The sequence below is a fragment of the Nonomuraea deserti genome (assembly GCF_004348685.1).
Classification (GTDB): Bacteria; Actinomycetota; Actinomycetes; order Streptosporangiales; family Streptosporangiaceae; genus Nonomuraea; species Nonomuraea deserti.
This window is the reverse complement of the sequence record NZ_SMKO01000179.1, coordinates 1-22476: the sequence shown is the minus strand read 5'-3', so window position 1 is coordinate 22476 and position 22476 is coordinate 1. Positions and strand designations below refer to the sequence as shown.

Annotated in this window: 16 protein-coding genes; 8 read left to right on the top strand and 8 right to left on the bottom strand. The window is 70.7% G+C overall.

Going from position 1 to position 22476, the window contains the following annotated elements; translation table 11 throughout:
* Positions 1–773: GNAT family N-acetyltransferase (locus E1292_RS56335; protein WP_342775756.1), on the top strand; the 773-nt coding region annotated here is incomplete at its 5' end.
* A gap of 97 nt (positions 774–870) precedes the next feature.
* On the opposite strand, the gene E1292_RS40065 is transcribed toward E1292_RS56335, so the two are convergent.
* Positions 871–1101: a DUF7455 domain-containing protein gene (locus E1292_RS40065; RefSeq protein WP_132342023.1), complete on the bottom strand. Its 231-nt coding sequence runs from the start codon at positions 1099–1101 to the stop codon at positions 871–873.
* Positions 1102–1349: 248 nt separating this feature from the next.
* On the opposite strand from E1292_RS40065, the gene E1292_RS40060 reads away from it, so the two are divergent.
* Positions 1350–3416, top strand: a complete 2067-nt coding sequence (locus tag E1292_RS40060; protein WP_246090654.1) for a DNA gyrase/topoisomerase IV subunit B — start codon at positions 1350–1352, stop codon at positions 3414–3416.
* A 1045-nt stretch (positions 3417–4461) separates the two neighbouring features.
* On the opposite strand, the gene E1292_RS40055 is transcribed toward E1292_RS40060, so the two are convergent.
* Positions 4462–4974, bottom strand: coding sequence for a beta-class carbonic anhydrase (locus E1292_RS40055; RefSeq protein WP_132603944.1), 513 nt, complete (start codon positions 4972–4974; stop codon positions 4462–4464).
* 140 nt (positions 4975–5114) lie between these two features.
* Between E1292_RS40055 and E1292_RS40050 the strand changes: the two genes are divergently transcribed.
* On the top strand, positions 5115–5429 hold the full coding sequence (locus E1292_RS40050) for a hypothetical protein (RefSeq protein ID WP_132603941.1): 315 nt from the start codon (positions 5115–5117) through the stop codon (positions 5427–5429).
* 87 nt (positions 5430–5516) lie between these two features.
* Here the strand turns inward: E1292_RS40050 and E1292_RS40045 are convergent, their stop codons facing one another.
* Positions 5517–6080, bottom strand: coding sequence for a thioredoxin family protein (locus E1292_RS40045; RefSeq protein WP_132603938.1), 564 nt, complete (start codon positions 6078–6080; stop codon positions 5517–5519).
* Positions 6081–6134: 54 nt separating this feature from the next.
* Here E1292_RS40045 and E1292_RS40040 point away from each other — a divergent pair, with 54 nt between their 5' ends.
* Complete coding sequence (locus E1292_RS40040) at positions 6135–6506, top strand: VOC family protein (protein ID WP_132603935.1); 372 nt, start codon at positions 6135–6137, stop codon at positions 6504–6506.
* 120 nt (positions 6507–6626) lie between these two features.
* Here E1292_RS40040 and E1292_RS40035 read toward each other — a convergent pair whose 3' ends face one another.
* Both E1292_RS40035 and E1292_RS40030 read right to left on the bottom strand, forming a co-directional pair.
* Positions 6627–9680 carry a glycoside hydrolase family 3 N-terminal domain-containing protein gene (locus tag E1292_RS40035; protein WP_246090653.1) on the bottom strand — a complete coding sequence of 1018 codons (3054 nt, stop codon included), beginning with the start codon at positions 9678–9680 and terminating at the stop codon, positions 6627–6629.
* Between the two features lie 581 nt (positions 9681–10261).
* Positions 10262–12769, bottom strand: a complete 2508-nt coding sequence (locus E1292_RS40030) for a DNA gyrase/topoisomerase IV subunit A (RefSeq protein WP_132603932.1) — start codon at positions 12767–12769, stop codon at positions 10262–10264.
* A gap of 495 nt (positions 12770–13264) precedes the next feature.
* On the opposite strand from E1292_RS40030, the gene E1292_RS40025 reads away from it, so the two are divergent.
* A complete protein-coding gene (locus E1292_RS40025) occupies positions 13265–14086 on the top strand; it encodes a TauD/TfdA dioxygenase family protein (protein WP_132603929.1) in 822 nt (273 codons plus the stop codon).
* Positions 14087–14202: 116 nt separating this feature from the next.
* The gene (locus tag E1292_RS40020; protein ID WP_246090652.1) at positions 14203–16320 is read left to right on the top strand and encodes a RecQ family ATP-dependent DNA helicase; all 2118 of its coding nucleotides are present in this window, start codon (positions 14203–14205) and stop codon (positions 16318–16320) included.
* 13 nt (positions 16321–16333) lie between these two features.
* Here E1292_RS40020 and E1292_RS40015 read toward each other — a convergent pair whose 3' ends face one another.
* From E1292_RS40015 to E1292_RS40005, 3 genes are all read right to left on the bottom strand, one after another.
* Positions 16334–16615 (bottom strand): hypothetical protein, encoded by a 282-nt coding sequence (locus tag E1292_RS40015; RefSeq protein ID WP_132603926.1) that lies wholly within the window; start codon positions 16613–16615, stop codon positions 16334–16336.
* Between the two features lie 378 nt (positions 16616–16993).
* Positions 16994–17422 (bottom strand): cytidine/deoxycytidylate deaminase family protein, encoded by a 429-nt coding sequence (locus E1292_RS40010; RefSeq protein ID WP_132603923.1) that lies wholly within the window; start codon positions 17420–17422, stop codon positions 16994–16996.
* A 257-nt stretch (positions 17423–17679) separates the two neighbouring features.
* Positions 17680–18573, bottom strand: coding sequence for a carbohydrate kinase family protein (locus tag E1292_RS40005; protein ID WP_132603920.1), 894 nt, complete (start codon positions 18571–18573; stop codon positions 17680–17682).
* 169 nt (positions 18574–18742) lie between these two features.
* Between E1292_RS40005 and E1292_RS54455 the strand changes: the two genes are divergently transcribed.
* Both E1292_RS54455 and E1292_RS39990 read left to right on the top strand, forming a co-directional pair.
* Positions 18743–21736 carry a bifunctional acetate--CoA ligase family protein/GNAT family N-acetyltransferase gene (locus tag E1292_RS54455; RefSeq protein WP_246090651.1) on the top strand — a complete coding sequence of 998 codons (2994 nt, stop codon included), beginning with the start codon at positions 18743–18745 and terminating at the stop codon, positions 21734–21736.
* A 113-nt stretch (positions 21737–21849) separates the two neighbouring features.
* Positions 21850–22440, top strand: coding sequence for a DUF5998 family protein (locus tag E1292_RS39990; protein ID WP_132603917.1), 591 nt, complete (start codon positions 21850–21852; stop codon positions 22438–22440).
* The last annotated feature ends 36 nt before the right edge of the window (positions 22441–22476 follow it).

Here is a 22476-nt window from a genome sequence, read left to right as displayed (position 1 = left end):
ACCGAGATCTACACTCGACTAGTCGTCGGCAGCCTCAGACGTGTATAAGAGACCGGGTGGACTTCGACGTGCTGGTGCATGAAGCCTGGCCTGCCTACGAGCAGCGCGTACATGACGGATGGGTGCTGCGTTACGCCGGTGGTGTGACCAAGCGGGCCAACTCCGTGCTCCCGCTGCACGCCCCTGGCGATCTCGGCGGTGCCATCGAGGCCGCGGAGGCGTTCTACGACACGCGCGGGGAGCGCTGCGTGTTCTCGCTGGGGCCCAGGGCCGCGCCCGGCCTGGACGAGGAGCTCGAGCGGAGAGGGTACGAGCTGGTCGACCCGACCGTGATCATGGCCGGTACGCCGGGGAACGCGCCCGCGTACAAGGTCAGGATCCAGGATCGGCCGTGGCGGGGCTGGCTGGAGACGTGGTGGGCCGTGGACGGGCGCTACGGCGCGGGCGTCGAGGACGCCGAGCGCATCTGCACCGGAGTGCCGGCCTGGTATGCGGCGTACGAGGAGGATGGTGTGGCGTTGTCCGTCGGGCGGGGCGTGCCGCAGGGGGACACGCTGGGCGTCTACTGCATGGCCACATTGCCCGGCGCCCGCCGGCGGGGCTTGGCGCGCGCGGTGCTGCGGGCCCTGGTGGGGCACGCGGGCACGCGCTCCGCCTACCTGGTCACCACCGCCAGGAACGGGAGCGCGCAGGCCCTCTACCGCGGCGAGGGGTTCGAGATCGCGGGAAGGTATCACTACAGGGTGGCGGGTGCACCGGCGAGAAACGGGTGAGCCGCGCCCGGGCGAACGCAGCGCGGCGACCCCGGGCACGCCCGGGGTCGCCGCGCTGTTACGCGCTATGTGGTTATCTCATCACGACCAGCGCCGGTCAGCGCTCGTCGTTGGGGGCAACAGTTGGGGTTTCGCTGAGGCGAGCCGACTCGTCCAGGATGTCGGCGCCCTTTTCACGCAGCGCTGCGATGTGCTGACGCCCATGATGGGCGCAGAACAGCAGCTCCCCACCCACAGGCAGGGTCGCGCGAATGTAGGCCTGGGCACCGCAGCGGTCGCAGCGGTCGAGGGCCGTCAGCGGCTTAACGGGGGCGAGAGCTCCAGTCACGTATCGCCTTTCGGGTCACCCCCGCCGAAGCGAGGATCTGGCGTCAGTCACTTGGAACAACATCTAACCGGACGTGGACGTTCCCAACCGCCCCCTCTCTACGCCCAGAGCAGAATGTGTCCGAAAGTAATAATGATCAGCCGGTTGGTAACACCAAACGCGGCTCCATGGCAAGCTTGGACGCGCGCGTGCGGGAAGAACGGTAAGCTACGCACACATGTTCGATGCCTAGACCCAGGGGAGCTGGAGTGACGCTAGTGGAGGCGGGTTACACGGCTCGTCACCTGTCGGTGCTTGAGGGCCTCGAGGCCGTCCGCAAGCGACCCGGCATGTATATCGGGTCCACCGACAGCCGCGGGCTCATGCACTGCCTCTGGGAGATCGTGGACAACGGCGTCGACGAGGCGCTCGCGGGCCACTGCGACCGCATCGAGGTCGAGCTCCACGCCGACGGCTCCATCGAGGTGCGCGACAACGGCCGCGGCATCCCGGTGGACGTCGAGCCCAAGAGCGGGCTGGCCGGCGTGGAGCTGGTTTATACCAAGCTGCACGCGGGCGGCAAGTTCGGCGGCGGCGCCTATGCCGCGTCCGGCGGCCTGCACGGCGTCGGAGCCTCCGTGGTCAACGCCCTGTCCGCACGGCTCGACGTGGAGGTCGACCTGGGCGGCCGGGTGCACGAGATCAGCTTCCGCCGCGGCGTCACCGGCGTCTTCGACGGTGAGGGGCCGACGGCCAAGTTCAAGAAGAAGTCCGGGCTGCGCATCGGCGACAAGCTGCCGGGAGACGTCACCGGCACGCGCGTGCGCTTCTGGGCCGACAAGCAGATCTTCCTGCCTGACGCCGAGGTCTCGCTCGACGAGATCCACGTGCGGCTGCGCCAGACCGCGTTCCTGGTGCCTGGGCTGACCCTCGCGGTCTGTGACAGCAGGCACGAGGAGCGCATCGAGGAGGAGTTCCGCTTCGACGGCGGCATCTCCGAGTTCACCGAGTTCCTGGCCCGCGACGAGGCCGTCTGCGACGTGCTCCGCCTGCAGGGCTCCGGTCACTTCCACGAGACCGTGCCGGTCCTCGACGACCAGGGCCACATGACACCCACGCAGGTGGAGCGCGAGCTTCTCGTCGACGTGGCGGTCCGCTGGGGCAGGGGCTACGAGTCGACGGTGCGCTCGTTCGTCAACGTCATCGCCACGCCCAAGGGCGGCACCCACCTGACCGGTTTCGAGCGCGGGCTGGTGCGCACGGTCAACGAGGTGCTGCGCGAGACCCGCCTGCTGAAAAACGGCGACGACCCGGTGACGAAGGACGACATCTCCGAGGGCCTGACCGGGGTGGTCACCGTCCGCGTTCCCGAGCCCCAGTTCGAGGGCCAGACCAAGGAGGTGCTCGGCACCTCCGCGGCCACCCGCATCGTCTCCCACGTGGTCTCTCGTGAGCTCAAAGAGCTGTTCACCAACCCCCCGCGCGGCTACAAGCAGCCGCTCAGGGCCGTCCTGGAGAAGGTCGTCGCGGCGGCCAAGGCCCGCATCGCGGCCCGCGAGCACCGCGACAACCAGCGGCGCAAGAGCGCGCTGGAGAGTTCCGCGCTCCCGGCGAAGCTGGTCGACTGCCGCAGCGACGACGTCGACCGCAGCGAGTTGTTCATCGTCGAGGGTGACTCGGCATTGGGCACGGCCAAGCTGGCCCGCGACTCGGAGTTCCAGGCGCTGCTGCCGATCAGGGGCAAGATCCTCAACGTGCAGAAGGCGTCCGTGAGCGACATGCTCAAAAACGCCGAGTGCGCCGCCATCATCCAGGTGGTCGGGGCGGGCTCGGGGCGCTCGTTCGACATCGAGGCGGCCCGCTACGGCAAGGTCATCCTCATGGCCGACGCCGACGTCGACGGCGCCCACATCCGCTGCCTGCTGCTGACCCTCTTCCACCGCTACATGCGGCCGATGGTGGAGGCGGGGCGCGTGTTCGCCGCGGTGCCGCCGCTGCACCGCATCGAGCTGACCAACCCCGGCCGGGGCAAGGAGAAATACATCTACTGCTACTCCGACGGGGAGTTGCAGAAGGTGCTGCGCGATCTGGAGCGGCGCGGCAAGCGCTGGAAGGATCCGGTGCAGCGTTACAAGGGACTGGGCGAGATGGACGCCGACCAACTGGCCGAGACGACGATGGATCCCCGCCACCGCATCCTGCGGCGGGTCCGCATCGAGGACGCCGAGGGCGCCGAGGGCATCTTCAGCCTGCTGATGGGCAGCGACGTGGCGCCGCGCCGCGAGTTCATCGTCAACAGCGCTGCCGAAGTGGATCGCGACCACATCGACGCATAACGCCCCCACGCTTCGGCCCGCGTGGAGCGCCTCCACGGCGACGATGCCGCATGGCGCTCCACACGATCAGGATTGCTCCGTGTCCATGGTGCTGATGGATGCCCGCGATGTTTGCGTGGTGCCGGTTTGCGGGCGTCCCTTGTGATTCCGTGACGCCCGCCCGTTTCGGTGACCGCCCGTGGCTTGCACACTGGCTTCAATGGGATCCGTGGTGTTGGGCGGTGCGGTGGTTCCGGCGGTGCTCTGTGACGCGTGTGCAGCCTGCGGTGCTCGTGTCGTCGATGGTGCCTTGGTTCCGGCGATGCTCATGGTCTTCTGCGACGTCCTGCGAGGATCAGTGGCGCTTGGTGGGGCGGTCCTCGGTGGTGTTCTGCGACACGTCGTGGTGCCGCTGGTTCCGGCGGCCCTGGTTCGGTGGTAGCCGCCGTGCTTTGCGGCGCGCGTTGGTGTGTGGCGCCCTGGCGTCCTGTGTTTTGGCGCCTTTCTGACCAGTCACGGGCGATGAGAGAGGGCTGGACGGCGCTGGAGCGGTCCCTGGGGGACGAATGGAGCCCGGTCTGTACTCCAGGGCATCCCTGCGATGGCGTGGCGACAGGGGCGTTTGAGGCTACAGAGAGGCGAGCGCGGCGATGAGGCGGGCCCGGCTCGAGGCTCTTGCGGGCCCGCTAGCCGACTCCGGGTCTCGCTGAAGGAGCTCGCTCGCCGACTCCCGGCTCATGAAGGGAGCCTGCGAGCCGACCTCGGAATGCGCCGGGGGAGCCGCGAGCCGAACTCGGGCGCACCGAACCCACGAGCGCTTTCGGGTGCACTCAAGGAACCCACGAGCCGCTCTCGGGGTGCACTGAAGGAGCCGCCTCGGGGTGCGTCGAAGGAGGAATGGGTGCGAGGGCAGCTCCTATGGGCCGGTTCTCCGGGCGGTTGAATCGGCGGAGGAGGGTGGCCGTGGCCGGAGCGCGCCCGCGCGATCGGAAGTGTGAGGTCACCATGCCGTCCTGGGAGCAGGGCAATGCCGACTCCCAGTTGCGTTGACGGAAGGGCACGAACGTCAGGCCGCGTCGGACGCCTGTCTCGGGGCCGGGGTCAGCAGGCCGGTGTGGACGTCGTAGATGGCGCCGGTCACCGGCAGGTCCTTCGGCAGGAACGGGGTGCTGCGGATCCGCATGAGGTCGTGGCGCAGCGCCTCGTCCTGGTCGGGCACGGTGTGAAACTCCAGGCTGCGGGTGTCGACTCCCTGCTCGCTGGTGAGCGCGTGCACGTCGGGGTCCGTCACCTTCGACATGCCGCAGTCAGTGTGCGGCATCACCAGCACCCGATCGACGCCCAGCAGGTAGACGGCCAGCACCAGGGTGCGTAGTACGTCGTCCGTCACCCGGGCGCCGGCGTTGCGGAGGATCTTGGCGTCGCCGGGTTTGAGACCCAGCAGTCCGAGCGGGTCGATGCGGGAGTCCATGCAGGTCACTACGGCCAGTCCGCGGGCCGCCCGGCCGGTGAGGGTGAAGTTCTCGAACTCCTTGGCGAACTTCGCGTTGGCGGCGTACAGGTCGTCGAACGCTCTCATGACCACAAATATCCCTCACCCTCCGAACTTCATGCTCTCCGGGGGTCACGAATGGCCCGACTTGGCAAACCTCCCACGAACACCCTTCGCTCTGCGTGATGATGTCGTAGCCGTGTGTACGGGATCGAAGAAGGTTACTCGTGAGTAGGTCCGAATCGCTTGCCGCGTTTCTCCGTGTTCAGGCCTGGCGCCGCCTCGACCGCGTGGAGTCCAACGACGGCGGCCGTAACGCCAGAAGTGCGCTGGCGCTTCTCGACACCGCCGCCTACGCGACCGGTCTCCCCGAGGACGACCCGCTGATCATCATGTTGGATGAGGCGGGTTGCTTCGGGCCGCTGGGCTGCGAGGGCTTCGACCCGGGGGAGGCGGGCACCCGGCTGATCCGGCACTGGGAGGGCGGCGAGCCGCACGAACTGCTGCTCGCGATCCCGTCCGCCATAGCGGCGTCCGGCTGAGGACGCGCCAGGGCTGAGGACGCGCAAGGGCTGAGGACGCGCATGGCTGAGGACGCGCATGGCTGAGGACGCGCCAGGCGCGAGCGTTCAGGCGGGAGCGTTGCCCGGCTTCCACTTGATGCCGCACCCGAGTGACGGGCGCTGATCCTCCGGCACGGGGTCGCCCGCCAGCACGGCGTCGATGGCCGCCCGTAGGGACGCGCCGGTCACCCGCTCCGAGTTGCCCGGCCGGGAGCCGTCGAACTCTCCCCGGTAGACGAGCTGCATCTGCGCGTCGTACAGGAAGAAATCGGGCGTGCACGCCGCCCGGTAGGCCTTGGCCACCTCCTGGGTCTCGTCCAGCAGGTACGGGAACGTGAATCCGGCCCGCTCGGCCTGCTCCGCCAGGTGTGTCGGGTCGTCATCCGGGTAGTTCACGCTGTCGTTGCTGGAGATGGCGACGATCGACAGTCTCGCGTCGTAGTCGGCGGCCAGGGCTCCGATGCCGTCCTCGATATGCCGTACGTAGGGGCAGTGGTTGGACAGGAAGATCACAAGTGTGGCGGGAGAGCCTTTGAGGTCCTCCAGCGAGACGCTCCCGCCGTTGATGGCGGTCAGGTCGAAGGCCGGCGCGGGAGTGCCGAGTGGAACCATGAACGAGTTGGCAGCCATGGCAACATTCTTGTCTCCGATCGGCCAGGCAAAACAGGCCGGGAAGGTGAATTGATGAGCGGCATCGCGCAGTTCCGGACCATCGTGTTGGATTGCCCCGACCCCCAAGGACTCGCGGAGTTCTACTCCAACCTCCTCGGGTGGCCGGTCACGTCCGTCGAGGAGGACTGGGTGGTGGTTTCGGACGGCGGGCCGCCCAGACGGCTGGCCTTCCAGCTCGCCCCCGACCACCGGCCGCCGGCCTGGCCCGACCCGCAACACCCCCAGCAGATCCACCTCGATCTCACCGTGGACGACATGGACGAGGCCGAGGCGCAGGCCATCAAGCTCGGGGCGCGCAAGCACGAGCACCAGCCGAGCGAGGACGACAACTTCCGGGTGTTCCTCGACCCGGCCGGGCATCCGTTCTGCCTCTGCACGGTCTGAACGCAGGCTCCCGGTCCAGCGACCCCGGCCCGGGTCATGGGGACTGCTCCCCGGGCCGGGCCGCCGGGACCGGGATGGGGACTGACCCCGCCCACACCGGGGCCAGTCCCCTTAACCATGTCAGCGGATCGACCGGGCCAGCAGGTCCACCGCCTTCCTGTACGCGCCCGCCGCCAGCTCGTGGTCGGCCGCGGCCTGCAGGTCGGGCCGCTTGCCGGTGCGCTGCGCGATGTCTCTGGCGACCGAGACGAGCGTGTCGGCCTCGGCGTACGAGACGCTCCGCGAACGTTCGAGCAGTGCCGCGGCCGCTTCGAGCGCGCCCAGGACCACGCGCGTGTCGCGGACGGAGCCGTCGGCGCGCCAGTGGCGGTCCGACAGCGCGGGCGTCAGCAGCAGGGCCGCCGCCCTGGACCGGCTGTCGCCGTCGGCGAGCTCGTGTCGTACGGCCTTGAGCCTGTCGCGGGCGCGGTCGGTGCGCAGCCCCCACCCGTACGGGAACAGCGGATCGTAGGCGGCGTCGCCCACGTTGATCGGCAGCTGCTCGACCGAGCGGAACCAGGTGAACGGCAGCCGCCCCGTGTACGGCACCGCACCGAACAGGGGGTCGGCCACGCCGTCGCCCTCGGTCCCCGGCAGCCACGAGGCGACCACGGCCTCGACGCCCGACAGGTCGCCGAGCACCATCGGACGCCCGGAGACCACCAGGACGGCGCACTTCATCGCCCCGCACACCCGGTCGACGGCGGCCCGGTCGGCGGGGGACAGGTCGAGCGTGCGGCCCGCGCGTCCCACGTCGCCCTGACCCTCGGCGTACGGGGTCTCGCCCACCACCACGACGCCCACGTCGTGCCCGGCCAGGTCGGCTGAGGCGTCCCGCGAGTACGTCACGGACCCGGCGCGAGACCGGACGGCCTGCAGGATCGTGGTGCCGGTGGTGATCGGACCGGACGAACCCTGCCAGCTGATCGTCCAGCCGCCCGACTGGTTGCCGAGGTCGTCGGCGTTCGAGCCGGCCACGTACACCTTGGCGCCGCGCCGCAGCGGCAGCAGGCCGTCCTCGTTCTTCAGCAGCACCTGCGACCTGGCCGCGGCCGTGCGGGCGACCGCGCGGTGCGCTGCCGAGCCCACGTCGCCGAGGCGGGATCGGTCGGCGTACGGGCGTTCGAACAGCCCCAGCCGGAACTTCTGCGTCAGGATCCTGGCGACCGCGTCGTCCACCCGCGCGATCGGCACCCGACCGGCCTCTACCTCGGCCTTGAGCGCTCCTGTGAACTCCGGGTAGGCGTACGGCACCATGATCATGTCGAGTCCCGCGTTGACCGACGTGCGCACGTCGCCCGGGTAGTCGCCGGGGATCTGGTCGATGGCCTGCCAGTCGCTGATCACGAATCCCTCGAACCCGAGCCTGCCCTTGAGCGTGCCGTTGATCAGCTCGTCGTGGGCGTGCATCTTCAGCGGCCCGTCGCCGAAGTCCACGCTGGAGAACGACGGCATCACGGTGGCGACGCCGCGCTTGACCGCCTCCTGGAACGGCGCCAGGTGGATCGCCGCCAGTTCCTCGCGGCTCGTCCGGGTGACGCCCTGGTCGATGGTGTAGTCGCCGGTGGAGGACGAGCCGTACGCGGTGCCGCCGTCGCCGACGTAGTGCTTGGCGGTGGCCAGCACCCCGTTGTCCTGCAGCCCGTCGATGACGGTGGCCATCCTCGTCACCAGCGCGGGGTCCTCGCCGAACGACTCGTACGTCCGGCCCCACCGGTCGTCGCGCGAGACGCACAGGCACGGGGCGAAGTTCCACGGGATGCCGGTGGCCTTGACCTCCCTGGCGGTGATCTTGCCCGCCTTCTCGACGAGTCCGGCGTCGCGGGTGGCGCCCAGGCCGACGTTGTGGGGGAAGATCGTCGCGCCGACCACGTTGTTGTGCCCGTGCACCGCGTCGACGCCGTAGATCAGCGGCACCTGCAGGCGCGTCCGCCGGGCCTGGAGCTGGAAGGCGTCGATCATGTCGGCCCACCCCTCCGGCGTGTTCCTGGCGGGCGCCGACCCGCCTCCCGACAGCAGTGAGCCGAGCCGGTACGTGGCGATGTCGCTCTGCTTGGCCAGCGCGCCGCGCTCGGCCTGCGTCATCTGGCCGACCTTCTCCTCCAGCGTCATCCTGCCGAGCAGGTCGGAGACGCGGTCCTTGACGGGTTCGCGGGGGTCCAGGTACGGCAGGTCGTGCGCGTCGATGACGATGACCGGCGGTTCGGCCGGAGGCCGCGTGCCCGTGCCCGACAGCTCGATCGGGATGGTCTCCGCGACCTCGCTCCGCCGGTCCTTCCTGATCTCGACGGTGAACGTCCGCGCCGAACCTGAGGCGGTGCCCGCGGGGAACGACAGCGTGCCCTGGGCCGCCGTGTAGTCGTCGCCGGAGGTCGCGGTGCCCGTGCCGGTCCTGTAGTCCACGGCCAGGTCGGCGGGGAGCGGCTCTCCGGTGGCCGTGGTGACCGTGACGCTGACCCGTACCTCGTCCTTCTCGTCCGCCGGGTAGACGGGCTGGTCCGTGGACAGCCGCACCGGGCGCGGGGGAGCGGTCCCGTACACCTGCACCTCGTCCCACCGCAGGGTGCCCTGAGCGGTGGGCAGGCGCATGCCGTAGCCCCACATGGCGACCAGGTCCAGCTCGCCGTCGGTCGGGGCGCCGCCGGGCTGGTGGTCGGCGCGGCGGGTGAAACTCTCGAACGGCACCTTCACCTGCCGCCAGCCCGCCGTGTCATCGGTGAACGACGACTCGAACAGCTCGGCGTTGCCCGGTCCGCCGCCACCGTCCTTGAGCTCGAAGAAGATCTTCCGGCCCGAGGCGGTGCCGTTCACCCAGAAGGAGAACCCTTCGTACGCGGACCAGTCCTGCGTGGCGGGCAGGTCGTGGGACCAGCCGCCCCACTGGCTCACGTCGTAGACCGAGGTGAGCACCCGGTTCGTGGCGGGCGCCTCCGGCCGGGTGGTGTCGGGCACGACGGTGAGCGCCGGGGTCGAGGCCGCGTCGTTGCCCCAGGCGTACACGCCGGCGGGTACGCCGTCCGACTCGAAGTCGGTGACGGTGAGCGGTTCGGCGGCGGCCGCGGCGGGTGGGGCGACGATCAGCGAGCCGGCCAGGGCCAGGGCCGTCGCCCATAACGGGGGTCTGGGTGGGAACACGGTACCTCCAGTCGAGGGTGTGAGAGAGCGCTCTCCCAGACCATCGGAGGTAAGGCGCATTTCATAACATCAGCCCACCCAGCCCCGTGAGACGTGGCCCACGGGGGCCAGGCGCTACGCGCGACCGGCCCGGCAACCCACCGAACGCCGGCGACCAGCCCCCGACGGCCACCCGCCCACGCGTGCGTGACCGTCGGGACCTCAAGGGCCGTTCCGTCGACACCCGCGGTGACGTCGCTCCACACGTGCGCGCCTCCGGTGCCGCCGGGACCTCAGCGGTCGCGCCGTCACGTGCGGTGCCGCCGGGACCTCAGCGGTCGCGCCGTCACGTGCGGTGCCGCCGGGACCTCAGCGGTCGCGCCGTCACGTGCGGTGCCGCCGGGACCTCAGCGGTCGCGCCGTCACCGCCTGCGGCGCCGCCGGCGTGTCACGGGCCGTTCCGCCGAGGGGGACGGCGGTCACGGTCGTCCCGTCTGCGCGCTGGTCGTCGGCACCTCGACGGCTCCGTCGCCACGTGCGGAGTCGCCGGTGCTGGGGCACCTCCCCCTCACACGGAGCCGGTGCGGGGCCGCGCGCCTCGGTCACTCCTCCAGGGATGTCTCGCCGTCGGCGGAGGGTTCGGCGGCAGGGTCGGCGGCAGGGTCGGCGGCGAGGGCGCCGCCGACGGCGCCGATCGTGTGGGTGAGGCGGACGCCCGAGCCGTCCCGCCGGCCGAGCTCCTCCGGCAGCGGCACGGGCTTGCCCACCGTGGAGACGGCCTTGGCCGGAGCCGGTCCGGCCCAGGCCAGCAGGAGTTCGTCCTCGCCCTTCAGGAACCGTTGCGCCCGGACGCCGCCCGTGGCCCGGCCCTTGGCCGGGAACTCCGCGTAGTCGGACACCTTGCCACCGCCCACCTGCGTGCCGGGCAGCGCCGTGGAGGAGCCGGCGATCGTGACCACATGGCCGGGACGCTCGGGGTCGACGGCGCCGAACCAGATCACCCGCGCGTCACCGTCGAGGCGGATGCCCGTCATGCCTCCCGCGGGACGCCCCTGCGGGCGCACCAGCGCGGCGGAGTAGCGCAGGAGCTGGGCGTCGGAGGAGATGAACACCAGGTCGTGGCTCTCCGACACCAGCTCGACGGCGCCCACCACGCGGTCGCCTTCCTTCAAAGTGATGACCTCGAAGTCGTCGCGGTTGGCCGGATAGTCGGGCACCACCCGTTTGACCACGCCCTGTGCCGTGCCCAGGGCCAGGCCGGGGCTGTCGGGGTCGAGCGAGCCGAGGCCGACGACCTTCTCGTCGGGCTCGAGCGAGACGTATTCGGAGACGGGATGGCCACCTGACAACGACGGCGGGTTGGCCGAGGGCGGCAGCGTCGGCAGGTCGACGACCTGGACGCGGATCAGCCGGCCGTGCGACGTCACCACGCCCACCTCGCCGCGTACGGACGTGCGGACGACGGAGACCAGCACGTCGTGCGCGGTGCGCTCGCCCTCGCCCGCCAGCGGCGAGGCGTCGGAGGTGCGGGCCAGCAGGCCGGTCGAGGACAGCAGCGCCAGGCACGGGTCGTCGGCCACCTGGAGCGACTGGATCGGGGTGCGGGCGACGCCCGGCGCCTCCAGCAGGACGGTCCGGCGCGGCGTGCCGTAGCGCTTGGCCACGTCGGCCAGCTCGCCCGAGACCACCTGGCGGAGCTTGGTCGGCGAGGAGAGGATCTCGGTCAGCGCGGCGATCTCGTCGCTCAGCGTCTGCTTCTCGCGGTCGAGCTCCAGCTTGTCGTATTTGGTCAGCCGGCGCAGCGGCGTGTCGAGGATGTAGGCGGCCTGAACCTCGGACAGCTCGAACACGTCCATCAGGCGGGTGCGCGCCTGGGCCGAGTCGTCGGAGGAACGGATGACCTGGATGACCTCGTCGATGTTGAGCAGCGCGATGATGAGGCCGTCGACCAGGTGCAGGCGCTCCTCGCGCTTACGGCGCCGGAACTCCGACCGGCGGCGCACGACCTCGAGCCGGTGGTCGACATAGACCTGGAGCATCTGGCGCAGCCCGAGCGTGCGCGGCTCGCCGTCGACCAGGGCGACGTTGTTGATGCCGAAGGTCTCCTCCATCGGCGTCAGCCGGTAGAGCTCCTCCAGCACGGCCTCGGGGATGAACCCGTTCTTGATCTCGATGACCAGGCGCAGGCCCTTGTGCCGGTCGGTGAGGTCTTTGAGGTCGGCGATGCCCTGGAGCTTCTTGCTGGTCACCAGCTCCTTGATCTTGGTGACCACGCGCTCGGGGCCGACGTTGTAGGGGAGCTCGGTGACGACGATGCCCTTGCGGCGCGGGGTGATCTGCTCGACCGTGCACGTGGCGCGCATGCGGAACGTGCCACGCCCGGTCTCGTACGCGTCGCGCACTCCCTGCAGCCCGATGATCGAGCCGCCGGTCGGCAGGTCGGGCCCCGGCACGAACTTCATCAGCTCGTCGAGCGTCGCCTCGGGCTTCTTGATCAGGTGGCGGGCGGCGGCCACGACCTCGGTGAGGTTGTGCGGGGCCATGTTGGTGGCCATGCCGACCGCGATGCCGCTCGTGCCGTTGACCAGGAGGTTGGGGAAGGCCGACGGCATGACCGTGGGCTCGGTCTCCTGGCCGTCGTAGTTGGGCTTGAAGTCGACGGTGTCCTCGTCGAGCGACTCGACCATGAGCATCGCCGCCGGGGCCAGCCTGGCCTCGGTGTAACGCATGGCGGCGGGTGAGTCGTCGGGGGAGCCGAAGTTGCCGTGGCCGTCGACGAGCGGCAGGCGCATCGAGAACGGCTGCGCCAGCCGGACGAGCGCGTCGTAGATGGCGTTGTCGCCGTGGGGGTGCAGCTTGCCCATGACGTCGCCGACGACGCGCGAGGACTTGACGTGGCCGCGCTCGGGGCGCAGGCCCATCTCGCTCATCGAGTAGAGGATGCGCCGCTGCACCGGCTTGAGGCCGTCACGGGCGTCGGGCAGGGCGCGCTGGTAGATCACCGAGTAGGCGTATTCGAGGTAGCTCGTGCGCATCTCGGAGGAGACGTCGATGTCGACGATCCGCTCCTCGAAGTCCTCAGGTGGGGGTGCAGTCGTGCGTCGGGCCATCTTGTGCTGCGCGGCTGCCTCGGTCGTCGCGCCGAGGGGAAGCGCATCCTCCTTCTGTCCTTGTGCGGTAACCGTAACCGTCAGCCCGGCAGAGCGGCGTCAGGTCGGCGGGCGGGGCGTCGACGTAAGCTCTCCCGGTCGCGGCGCGATGGCGGCCGAAGGCGCGTGCGGGCACGAGACCGGTGCGGGTGTGACGTTTTCTCCCCTGGAGATGATGGCACGAGCCAGGCGCGTTGTGACGTGTCCATGGCGTTGCTCATGCCTTCGCAGGCCGCCTGCGGGGCCGCGCGGGCGAGGGCCGCTGCCGTCAAGACGCCTCCTCGGTGATGATCGGGGTTGCCGGGGAGTGTGCGGTGTGCGCGTCGCCGGCGTCAAGATGATACGCGATCCGCGCCACTTCTCGTAAACATGTTCGATGGTCTGCAGTTTCTTGACCAAGCAATTGCTTGGGTGTTACGTTCCGGACACGAGGGTCCCGTCGTCTTCGGAGGCGTCATGATCGAGTTTCATCCCGTGACGAAGCACATCGGCGCCGAGGTCACCGGGGTCGATCTGCGCAAGCCGCTCTCACCGGAAGAGGTCGCGACCCTGCGCGGGGGCTGGCTCAAGCACCTCGTCCTGTTCTTCCGCGACCAGAACATCGACGACGAGCAGCACCTGCAGTTCGCCCTCAACTTCGGCACGCTCAACCACCCCGCCTTCAAGAAGAACGCCGACAGCCCCATCCACGTGCTCGACCAGACCTCGCCCAAGGGGGAAGGCGGCGACGAGTGGCACAGCGACAACACCTTCGAGCCCACCCCGCCGATGGGCTCGCTGCTGCGCTGCGTCCAACTGCCCGGCGTGGGAGGCGACACGTGCTGGGCCAACACGTACCTGGCCTACGAGACGCTCTCGCCGCCGCTGCAGCGGCTGTGCGACGAGCTGACCGCCGTGCACGACATCACGATGTCGATGAAGAAGGCCATCTCGAAAGGGCACCCGTTCGACCTGGCCGAGATCCAGGCGAAGTGGCCGCCGATCGAGCGCCCGGTCGTCCGCGTGCACGCCGAGACCGGCCGCAAGGCGCTCTTCGTCAACCGGGCGTCGACGACCCGGCTGGTGGGGTTGAGCGACCGGGAGAACGAGGCGCTCCTGCCCTTCCTGATCGACCACATCCGCTCGCCCGAGTTCCAGCTCCGGCTGCGGTGGCGGCCGGGGACGCTGGCTTTCTGGGACAACCGCCCCACCCAGCACTACGCGGTCGCCGACTACACCGAACGCCGCCGGATGCACCGCGTCACCATCAACGCCTTCCCCGAGCACGCCGACGCGTAGCCTCACGTCCTGACGTGGTCGTCGTTCACGGCGCCGCCGAACGCATGCCGTAAAAGATGCTGGTTTTGCGGGCCTCTGTCACCACAGCGCTCGGAGGAGCTGGTAACAAGGGAGGCATGATTGACGCCCCCGATGCCGGGATGCTAAGGGAAGAGGCCGAGACGCGGCTGCGGGCGCTGGCGGGCGAGCACGCCGTGCTCCGCGACGACCAGTGGTCCGCCATAGAGGCGCTCGTGATCGACCGCCGCAGGGTGCTCGTCGTGCAGCGCACCGGCTGGGGCAAGTCGGCCGTCTATTTCGTGGCCACCGCGCTCCTGCGCGAGCTCGGCGAGGGCCCCACCGTCATCGTCTCCCCGCTGCTGGCCCTCATGCGCAACCAGATCGCCGCCGCCGAGCGGGCCGGCATCAGGGCCGTCACGATCAACTCCGCCAATCCCGAGGCGTGGGAGGAGATCTACGGGCAGGTCGCCGACGGCATGGTCGACGTGCTGCTGGTCAGCCCCGAGCGGCTCAACAACCCCGACTTCCGCGACAACGTCCTGCCCGAGCTGGCCGAGAGCGCGGGGCTGGTCGTGGTCGACGAGGCCCACTGCATCTCCGACTGGGGCCACGACTTCAGGCCCGACTACCGCAGGCTGGCGACGTTGTTCGGCGACCTGCCGCCGGGCATCCCCGTGCTCGCCACCACCGCCACCGCCAACGCCCGCGTCACCCGCGACGTGGCCGAGCAGTTGAGTCTTCCCCCGGAGCTCCGGCCCGAGGGCGGAGACGACACGCTCGTGCTGCGCGGGCCGCTGGAACGCGAGAGCCTGCACCTGAGCGTCGTCCGCCTGCCGTCCGCCGAGCAGCGGCTGGCCTGGCTGGCCCAGACCTTGCGCGAGCTGCCCGGCTCCGGCATCGTCTACACCCTCACCGTGGCCGCCGCCCACGAGATCGCCGGCTACCTGCGCGAGCAGGGGCTCGAGGTGGCCGCCTATTCCGGCCAGACCGAGCCGGCCGAGCGGCTGGCGGCGGAGGAGGCGCTGCTCGGCAACCGGATCAAGGCGCTGGTGGCGACGAGCGCGCTCGGGATGGGGTTCGACAAACCCGATCTCGGGTTCGTGGTCCACGTGGGAGCGCCGCAGTCGCCCGTCGCCTACTACCAGCAGGTCGGCCGGGCCGGGCGTGGCGTCGAACGGGCCGAGGTCATCCTGCTGCCCGGCACGGAAGACCGCGACATCTGGGCCTATTTCGCGTCGCTGGCCTTCCCGCCCGAGCCCGTCGTACGCACCACGCTCCAGACCCTCGAGGAGCGCGGCGTCATGTCCACCCCCGCGCTCGAAACGGCCGTCGACCTGAGCCGCAGCCGGCTGGAGATGATGCTCAAGGTCCTCGACGTCGACGGCGCGGTCCGCCGGGTCAAGGGCGGCTGGGAGGCCACCGGGCAGCCGTGGGCCTACGACACCGAGCGTTACGCCCGCATCGCCGCGGAACGCAGGGCCGAGCAGGACGCCATGCTCAGCTACCTGACCACCTCCGAGTGCCGGGAGCAGTTCCTGCGCGGGCACCTCGACGACGAGACCGCCACGCCGTGCGGCCGCTGCGACAACTGCACCGGCACGCACCGCTCGACGGAGATCGGCGCGCAGGCCGTCGAGGGCGCCCGCGAGCGGCTGAGCAGGCCCGGCGTCGAGATCGAGGCCCGCAGGCAGTGGCCCACCGGGCTGCCCGACCTGTCCGGCCGGATCAAACCCGAACTGGGCGCCGAGCCCGGCAGGGCGCTGGGGCGGCTGACCGACATCGGGTGGGGCAACCGGCTGCGCGAAATGTTCAACGCCGGCGACGGGCCGATGGCCGACGACATGTTCGCGGCCGTGGTGAAGGTGCTGTCCGGGTGGGACTGGCGCGAGCGCCCGGTGGCCGTGGTCAGCGTGCCGTCCGCGACGCGGCCCAAGCTGGTGCGCACGTTCGCCGAACGGCTGGCCCAGGTCGGGCGGCTGTCGTACCTGGGAGAGCTGGGCTACCGCGCGGGCTCGCCCGGGCAGCAGTTCAACAGCGCCAAACGGGTGCAGGCGATCAGGGGCACGCTCGCCATGCCGAAGGACGTGGGCGCCGCGATCGCGCAGTGCGGCGGCCCCGTCCTGCTCATCGACGACCGCGTCGACACGGGGTGGACGATGACGCTGGGCGCGGCCATGGTGCGCCACGCCGGGGCGCCCGCCGTGCTCCCGCTCGCCCTGGCCACCACGTCCTGACCGGTACGGCCGGTCAGGCGAGACCCATCGTGACCAGGTCGTAGTTGCCATAGACCGGGCTGACATGGACGTTGGCGGCCCTGACCCCGCGCAGCAGCAAGGGGGTCCGCCAGGCCAGTGGCACGAGCACGGCCTCCTCGGCGAGCCGCTGCTCCACCCGCGTCCACAGGTCGGGCCGGCTGGCGGGGTCGAGTTCGGTCCTGACCTGGTCCATGAGCGTGTCGATCTCCTTGACGCGCACGCTCACGTTGATCGAGTTGTCCTTCTCGTTGATCTCCCTGCTGTCCGCGATCAACGGCAGGAACGCGCCAGGGTCGGGCCAGTCAGGGCTCCAGGTCTTGGCGATCAGGCCGCGCCGCCTCCGCCTCGCGGCGGAACCGGCGCACGGCCTGCTCTTCGTCGGTGAACCTGGCGTGCAGCAGCTTGATGGCGACCTGCTCGCCGGAGGGGGAGGCGCCGAGATGGACGCTGCCCTGACCGCCCTCGCCGAGAAATCCGATGATCTTGTACGAGCCGACCGGCGGCGGGTCACCCGGCCGTTACGGACGCACGCCGCCCATCCGGCTCCCTCGAATCCCGATGATGCATCATCGCTCACCATAGTGCCGGAAGGGCGCCTGGAGCGGGAGCCGCCGGCTCGCCTGCGCCGTGTCAGGCGACCTTCGCACCATGATCAGCGCGTGCAAAGCGGCGCGTCCCCCTCGGCGTCGAGCTGGTGGTCCGCCCAGACGTAGCTGTCGGGAAGCAGATCGGTGATGGGGACGGTGCGGAGCCTGTCACGTGTGCCGACGATGACCTTGAGGGCGGGGAAGTAGTCGAGCAGGACCTGGCGGCAGCGGCCGCACGGGGGCACGACGCCGCGATCGCGGTCGCCCACGGCGACGATGGTGTCCAGGTCGTAGGCGCCCTGCGCGGCGGCCGCGCCGATGAGGACCAGCTCGGCGCAGGGGCCGCCGGTGAAGTGGTAGGCGTTCACCGCCGTGATGATCCGGCCCTCGTGGTCGCGGGCCGCGGCCGCCATGGTGTGGTTGTCGCCGCGGCAGCGTGTGGCCGCGACATGCGCCGCGGCCTGGATCAGCTCATGGTCGATCTGTGCGGTCATGTTCTCTGCCTTCACGTGGTGGAGAGCGACGTATCGGCCTCCAGGCCGGAGGGCGGCAGGCCGTGTCCGGCCCGTTCGACGTCGCGATCCTCTTGGGCTCCCGGCGCCGGGGCGGCGTGAACGTCGCCGGTCACCCATGCCGTGCGCGGGCGGCAGCACCAGCCGGCCCGGTTGACCCAGCAGCGGGCGTTACGCCCACGCATCCGTGCCGGGCACGGCGACTGGACCTGCGGGGTGGACACGTGCCTGGTGCGACACTAGAACGGGGGACGCGCTCCCAGGTGCATGATGGCCTTGGCCGCCAGGCGGCAACCCGACGCCAGCGCCTCCGCCGGCGGCTTGCCTTCGAGCCACGGCGGCAGGAACCCGGCGGAGAACGCGTCACCCGCACCGGTGCCGTCGACGATCTTGTCGACCGGCTCGGCGGCGACCCGGACCGGATCGGGGCGGCCGTTGGTATACCACAGTGCGCCCTCGGCGCTCATCTTGATCACGACCTGCGGGAACCACGCGGTGAGCACCTTGGCGGCGGCCTCGGGCTCGTCGCGGCCCGTCAGGACCTTGGCCTGGTCGATGTTGGCGAACAGCAGCTTGGCGCCGTTGGTCCACTCGAGGAACGGCTCGGCGCCCGTGCGCTCCAGCGGCGCGGACGAGGCGCAGTCGACCGAGATCGACATGCCGGTGCGCCTGGCCATGTCGAGCGCCGCGAGACCGGCGTCGCGCGAACCCTCGTTGATCAGCGTGTAGCCGGACAGGTGCAGATGGGTGCCCTGGCCGAACAGGTCACGCGGCAGGTCCTCCGGCGACAGCGCCGCGTTGGCGCCGGGGTCGGACAACATGGTGCGCTCGCCCTTGTGCGTCACGAGCACCACGCAGGTGCCGGTGGGCCGCTCGGGGTCCATGACGAGCCGGGCGTCGACGCCGTAGCCCATCAGCTCCATGTCACGGTTTCGCCCCGTGATGTCGGCGCCCCTGCGGCCGATGTAGGCCACCTCCGCGCCCTCGACGGCCAGCCACGAGGCGATGTTCGCCCCCGAGCCCCCGCCGTGCATGGTCACGATCGCCGGGGTGTCGCTCGCCCTGGCGAGCGCATAACGGGCGCGCGCGACCGCGTCGGTCATGAGATCGCCCACCACGACGACCCGCGTCATGATGTCACCACCTTGCTGCCTTCGGAACGAGCCTGGCCACGGCAAAACTAACAGCTTCGGGGCTGCTCGTGGGACGGACCCGTCACACAGGGCAGCAGTCGATGCACAAGCGTTGCCCAACTGGGGCCCCGAGTCTTGGCATGTGGGATGCGGGTTTACGCTCAGGACTGTGGAGGAACAGTATCCGGCTCACTGGGAGGCGGATGTCGTCCTGGCCGACGGCGGCACCGCACATGTCAGGCCGATCAGGCCCGCCGACGCCGATCGGCTCCGTTCCTTCTACTCCCGCCTGTCCGACGAGTCGATCTATTTCCGCTTCTTCGGGCCTCGTCCGCGGCTGTCCGACAAGGAAGTCGCACGCTTCACCAACGTCGACTACGTCAACCGGGTCGCGCTGATCGCCACCATCGGCGACGAGATGGTCGCCGTCATCCGCTACGACCGCACCGGCCCCGGCGAGGCCGAGGTCGCCTTCCTCGTCGAGGACGCGCACCAGGGCAGGGGAGTGGCCTCCGTGCTCCTGGAGCACCTGGCGGCCACGGCCCGCGAGCGCGGCATCGAACGCTTCGTCGCCGACGTCCTGCCCGCCAACATGCGGATGACGAACCTGCTGCGGCAGGCGGGCTACACGGCCCAGAGCCAGTTCGCCGACGGCGTCGTACGCATGACGCTCGACCTCACCCCCACCGACACCTCGGCCGAGGTCAGGGCCGCCCGCGAGCACCGCGCCGAGGCCAGGTCGATCGCCCGGCTGCTCACCCCCGGCTCCGTCGCGGTCATCGGCGCCTCGCGCGAGCCCGGAGGCGTCGGCCAGAGCGTCCTGCGCAACCTGCTGGCCGCCGGCTTCACCGGCCCCGTCTATCCCGTGCACCGCGAGGTGCGGGCGGTGCACGGCGTACGCGCCTATCCGAGCGTGACGGCGATCGACGACGAGGTCGACCTGGCCGTGGTGGCCGTGCCGGCCGAGAGCGTGATCGACGTGGTCAAGGAGTGCGCGGAGAAGGGCGTGCACGGGCTGGTCGTGGTCTCGTCGGGGTTCGGCGAGACGGGCGCGCCGGGCCGGGCCAGGCAGGACGAGCTCGCCCGGATCGCCCGCTCCTACGGCCTGCGCGTCGTCGGCCCCAACTGCCTCGGCATCGCCAACACCGACCCGGCCGTCAAGCTCAACGCCACCCTCGCCCCCACCGTGCCCGGCCGGGGCAAGGTGGGGTTCTTCAGCCAGTCGGGCGCGCTCGGCACCGCGCTGCTCCAGCGGGTGGCGCAGCGGGGCATGGGCATCTCGTCGTTCGTCTCCGCGGGCAACCGGGCCGACGTGTCCGGCAACGACCTGCTGCAGTATTGGGAGGAAGACGACTCCACCGACGTGATCCTGCTCTACCTGGAGTCGCTCGGCAATCCGCGCAAGTTCACCCGGCTGGCCCGGCGCATCGCCCGCCGCAAGCCCATCGTGGTGGTCAAGAGCGGCGGCACCCCCGCGGGTCACTCGGCGGAGGCGCTCGGGCTGCCCGACTCGGCGATCAGCTCCCTGTTCGAGCAGGCGGGGCTGATCAGGGTCGACGACCTCATCCAGCTGTTCGACGTGGGGCAGGTGCTGGCGTACCAGCCGCTGCCCGCCGGGCCCAGGGTCGCGCTCGTGACCAACTCCGACGCGCTCGGCCTGCTCGCCGCCGACGCCTGCCTCGCCGCGGGCCTCGAGCCCCGCCCGCCGGTCAACCTCGGTCCCGCCGCGGGTCCCTCGGAGTTCGGTACGGCGCTCGCCGGCGAGTTGTCCTCCCCCGACGTCGACGCCGCCGTCGTGATCCACATGCCGCCCATCCCGGGCGCGTCCGACGAGGTGGCCGCCGAGCTGCTGCGCGTCTCCAAGGGCGTCGCCAAGCCGGTGGTGGCCACGTACCACGGCCACCTGGGCATGCACCCGGCACTGCGTGTCGAGACCGGCTCAGCGACGCCCGGGAGGTGCTCCATCCCCTCGTACGCGGCGCCCGAGGAGGCGGTGAGGGCGCTGGCGCACGTGGTGCGGTACGCGAGGTGGCGGGCGCACCCGGCGGTGCCGCCACCGGAACTCGACGACATCGACACCACCCGCGCCCGATCCCTGGCCCGCACCACCCTGGCCGCCACCACTTCTGGAGACGCCGCCGTGTCACGAGACGCGGGCACAGCTCCGGCATCGGGCGAGAGGACCGCTGAGCCCTCGCCGGGAGAGGCGCTCACCGCGCCGCCTGATGGATCACCCGGTACGGCGACCACCGGCCCGTCCGGTGAACCGGCCACCGCGTCGCCCGGTGCGGTGGCCGCCACGTCGTCCGGTGGGCCGCCGAGAGAGACGGCCGCCGTGTCAGCCGGCGCGGCGGCCGGAAGTCCGTCTGGGACACCGTCTGAGCCGCCGGGCGCGACGCCCCCCGGGACGCCGTCTGGGGCGTCGGGCGGGGAGCTGGGCGGAGGGCCGGATGTCGGGCGGCTTGGCTCGTCGGGCGTGTTCGCCGAGCCGGGGCCGCCGGTCGAGATCGACCCCACCGAGCTGCTGTCCTGCTACGGCCTGACCGTGTGGCCGGCCGAGATGGTGCGCTCTGCCGACGAGGCGGTGGCGGCGGCCGAGCGCCTGGGCTGGCCCGTGGTGGTCAAGGTCGCCGACCCGGGCGCCTCACGCAGAGCCGGGACGGTGCGCCTGGGGTTGACCGGGCCGGAGATGATCCGCAACGCCTACACGGAGTTCGCCGTGCAACTGGGCGAAGGAGCTGAGCTCGCGGTCCAGCGCATGGCTCCGCAGCCCGCCGTGCCGACCGTCGTGGGCGTCATCGAGAACCCAGCGTTCGGGCCGGTCGTGTCGTTCGGGCTGGGCGAGGTGACCGCCCGGCTGCTGCAGGACCAGGGTTTCCGCCTGGCCCCGCTGACCGGCGAGGACGCCGCCGCCCTGGTGCGCTCCGTACGCGCGGCTCCGCTCCTGTTCGGCGAGTACGGCTACCCTCCAGTGGCCGTCGACGCCCTGGAAGATCTGCTCGTACGCGTCGGCCGTCTGGCCGGTGACCTGCCGGAGCTGGCCCGGCTGGACCTCGACCAGGTGCTCGTGGGGGAGTCGGACGTCATGATCCTCGGCGCCCGCGCCACCCTTCGCACGCCGGCGGGCCCGCGTCTGGACGGTGGCCCGCGCCGGCTCTCCTGATTCGCCTTGAGCGAATGCGTGAACAGAGTGTTGTGTGTTGCCTGAATACAGACCGTTATAGAGCGTTATATCCGGCGGGTGAGTGCACTGCCCGGTCCTGGCAGGATGGACCCATGAGGGAAACCCGAGTCTCCGCCGCGGGCCTGCGCGAAGCGATCGAGCGCAGCGGCTATTATCCCGACCTCGTCACCGACGCGGTCGAATCCGCGCTGGGCAAGGAGGTCGTGACCGCGTTCGTGGTGCACCACGAGGCGACTTTCGATCCCGCCATGGAGGTGCGCAGGCACGTCACGGTCCTGGTGCTGACGACGACGCGGCTGCTGGTCTGCCACACCGACGAGCACCCGGCGGTGGAGGGTGTCTCCGCATCCCACGCCTCCACCACCACGGAGGCCGTGCGCCTGAGCCGCGTCCAGTCGGTCGCCGTCACCCGCGTGGTGCCCGACCCCGCCTCCTACGCGCCCGGCGTCCCGCCCACGGAAGTGACCCTCACGATCGGCTGGGGCGCCATCTCCCACGTCGATCTGGAGCCGGCCACGTGCGGCGACGAAAACTGCGAGGCCGATCACGGCTACACCGGCGCCATCACCGCCGACGACCTCTCGCTCCGGGTCAGCGAGGCGGCCGACGGCCCCGAGGCCGTCAACCACGTCCTGGCGTTCGCGAAGTCCCTCTCCGAAGCCACCGCCCACGTCACCACCTGACTTCTCCCGGCCCAGCACCGGCCCCACCCTCAACGC

Bases quoted from the DNA above. Each gene is read 5' to 3' on its own strand.
- E1292_RS40025 (WP_132603929.1), top strand. From the start codon at position 13,265: ATGATCGAGTTTCATCCCGTGACGAAGCACATCGGCGCCGAGGTCACC.
- E1292_RS40040 (WP_132603935.1), top strand. From the start codon at position 6,135: ATGAGCGGCATCGCGCAGTTCCGGACCATCGTGTTGGATTGCCCCGAC.
- E1292_RS40010 (WP_132603923.1), bottom strand. From the start codon at position 17,422: ATGACCGCACAGATCGACCATGAGCTGATCCAGGCCGCGGCGCATGTC.
- E1292_RS39990 (WP_132603917.1), top strand. From the start codon at position 21,850: ATGAGGGAAACCCGAGTCTCCGCCGCGGGCCTGCGCGAAGCGATCGAG.
- E1292_RS40020 (WP_246090652.1), top strand. From the start codon at position 14,203: ATGATTGACGCCCCCGATGCCGGGATGCTAAGGGAAGAGGCCGAGACG.
- E1292_RS40005 (WP_132603920.1), bottom strand. From the start codon at position 18,573: ATGACGCGGGTCGTCGTGGTGGGCGATCTCATGACCGACGCGGTCGCG.
- E1292_RS40055 (WP_132603944.1), bottom strand. From the start codon at position 4,974: ATGAGAGCGTTCGACGACCTGTACGCCGCCAACGCGAAGTTCGCCAAG.
- E1292_RS40045 (WP_132603938.1), bottom strand. From the start codon at position 6,080: ATGGCTGCCAACTCGTTCATGGTTCCACTCGGCACTCCCGCGCCGGCC.
- E1292_RS40030 (WP_132603932.1), bottom strand. From the start codon at position 12,769: ATGGCCCGACGCACGACTGCACCCCCACCTGAGGACTTCGAGGAGCGG.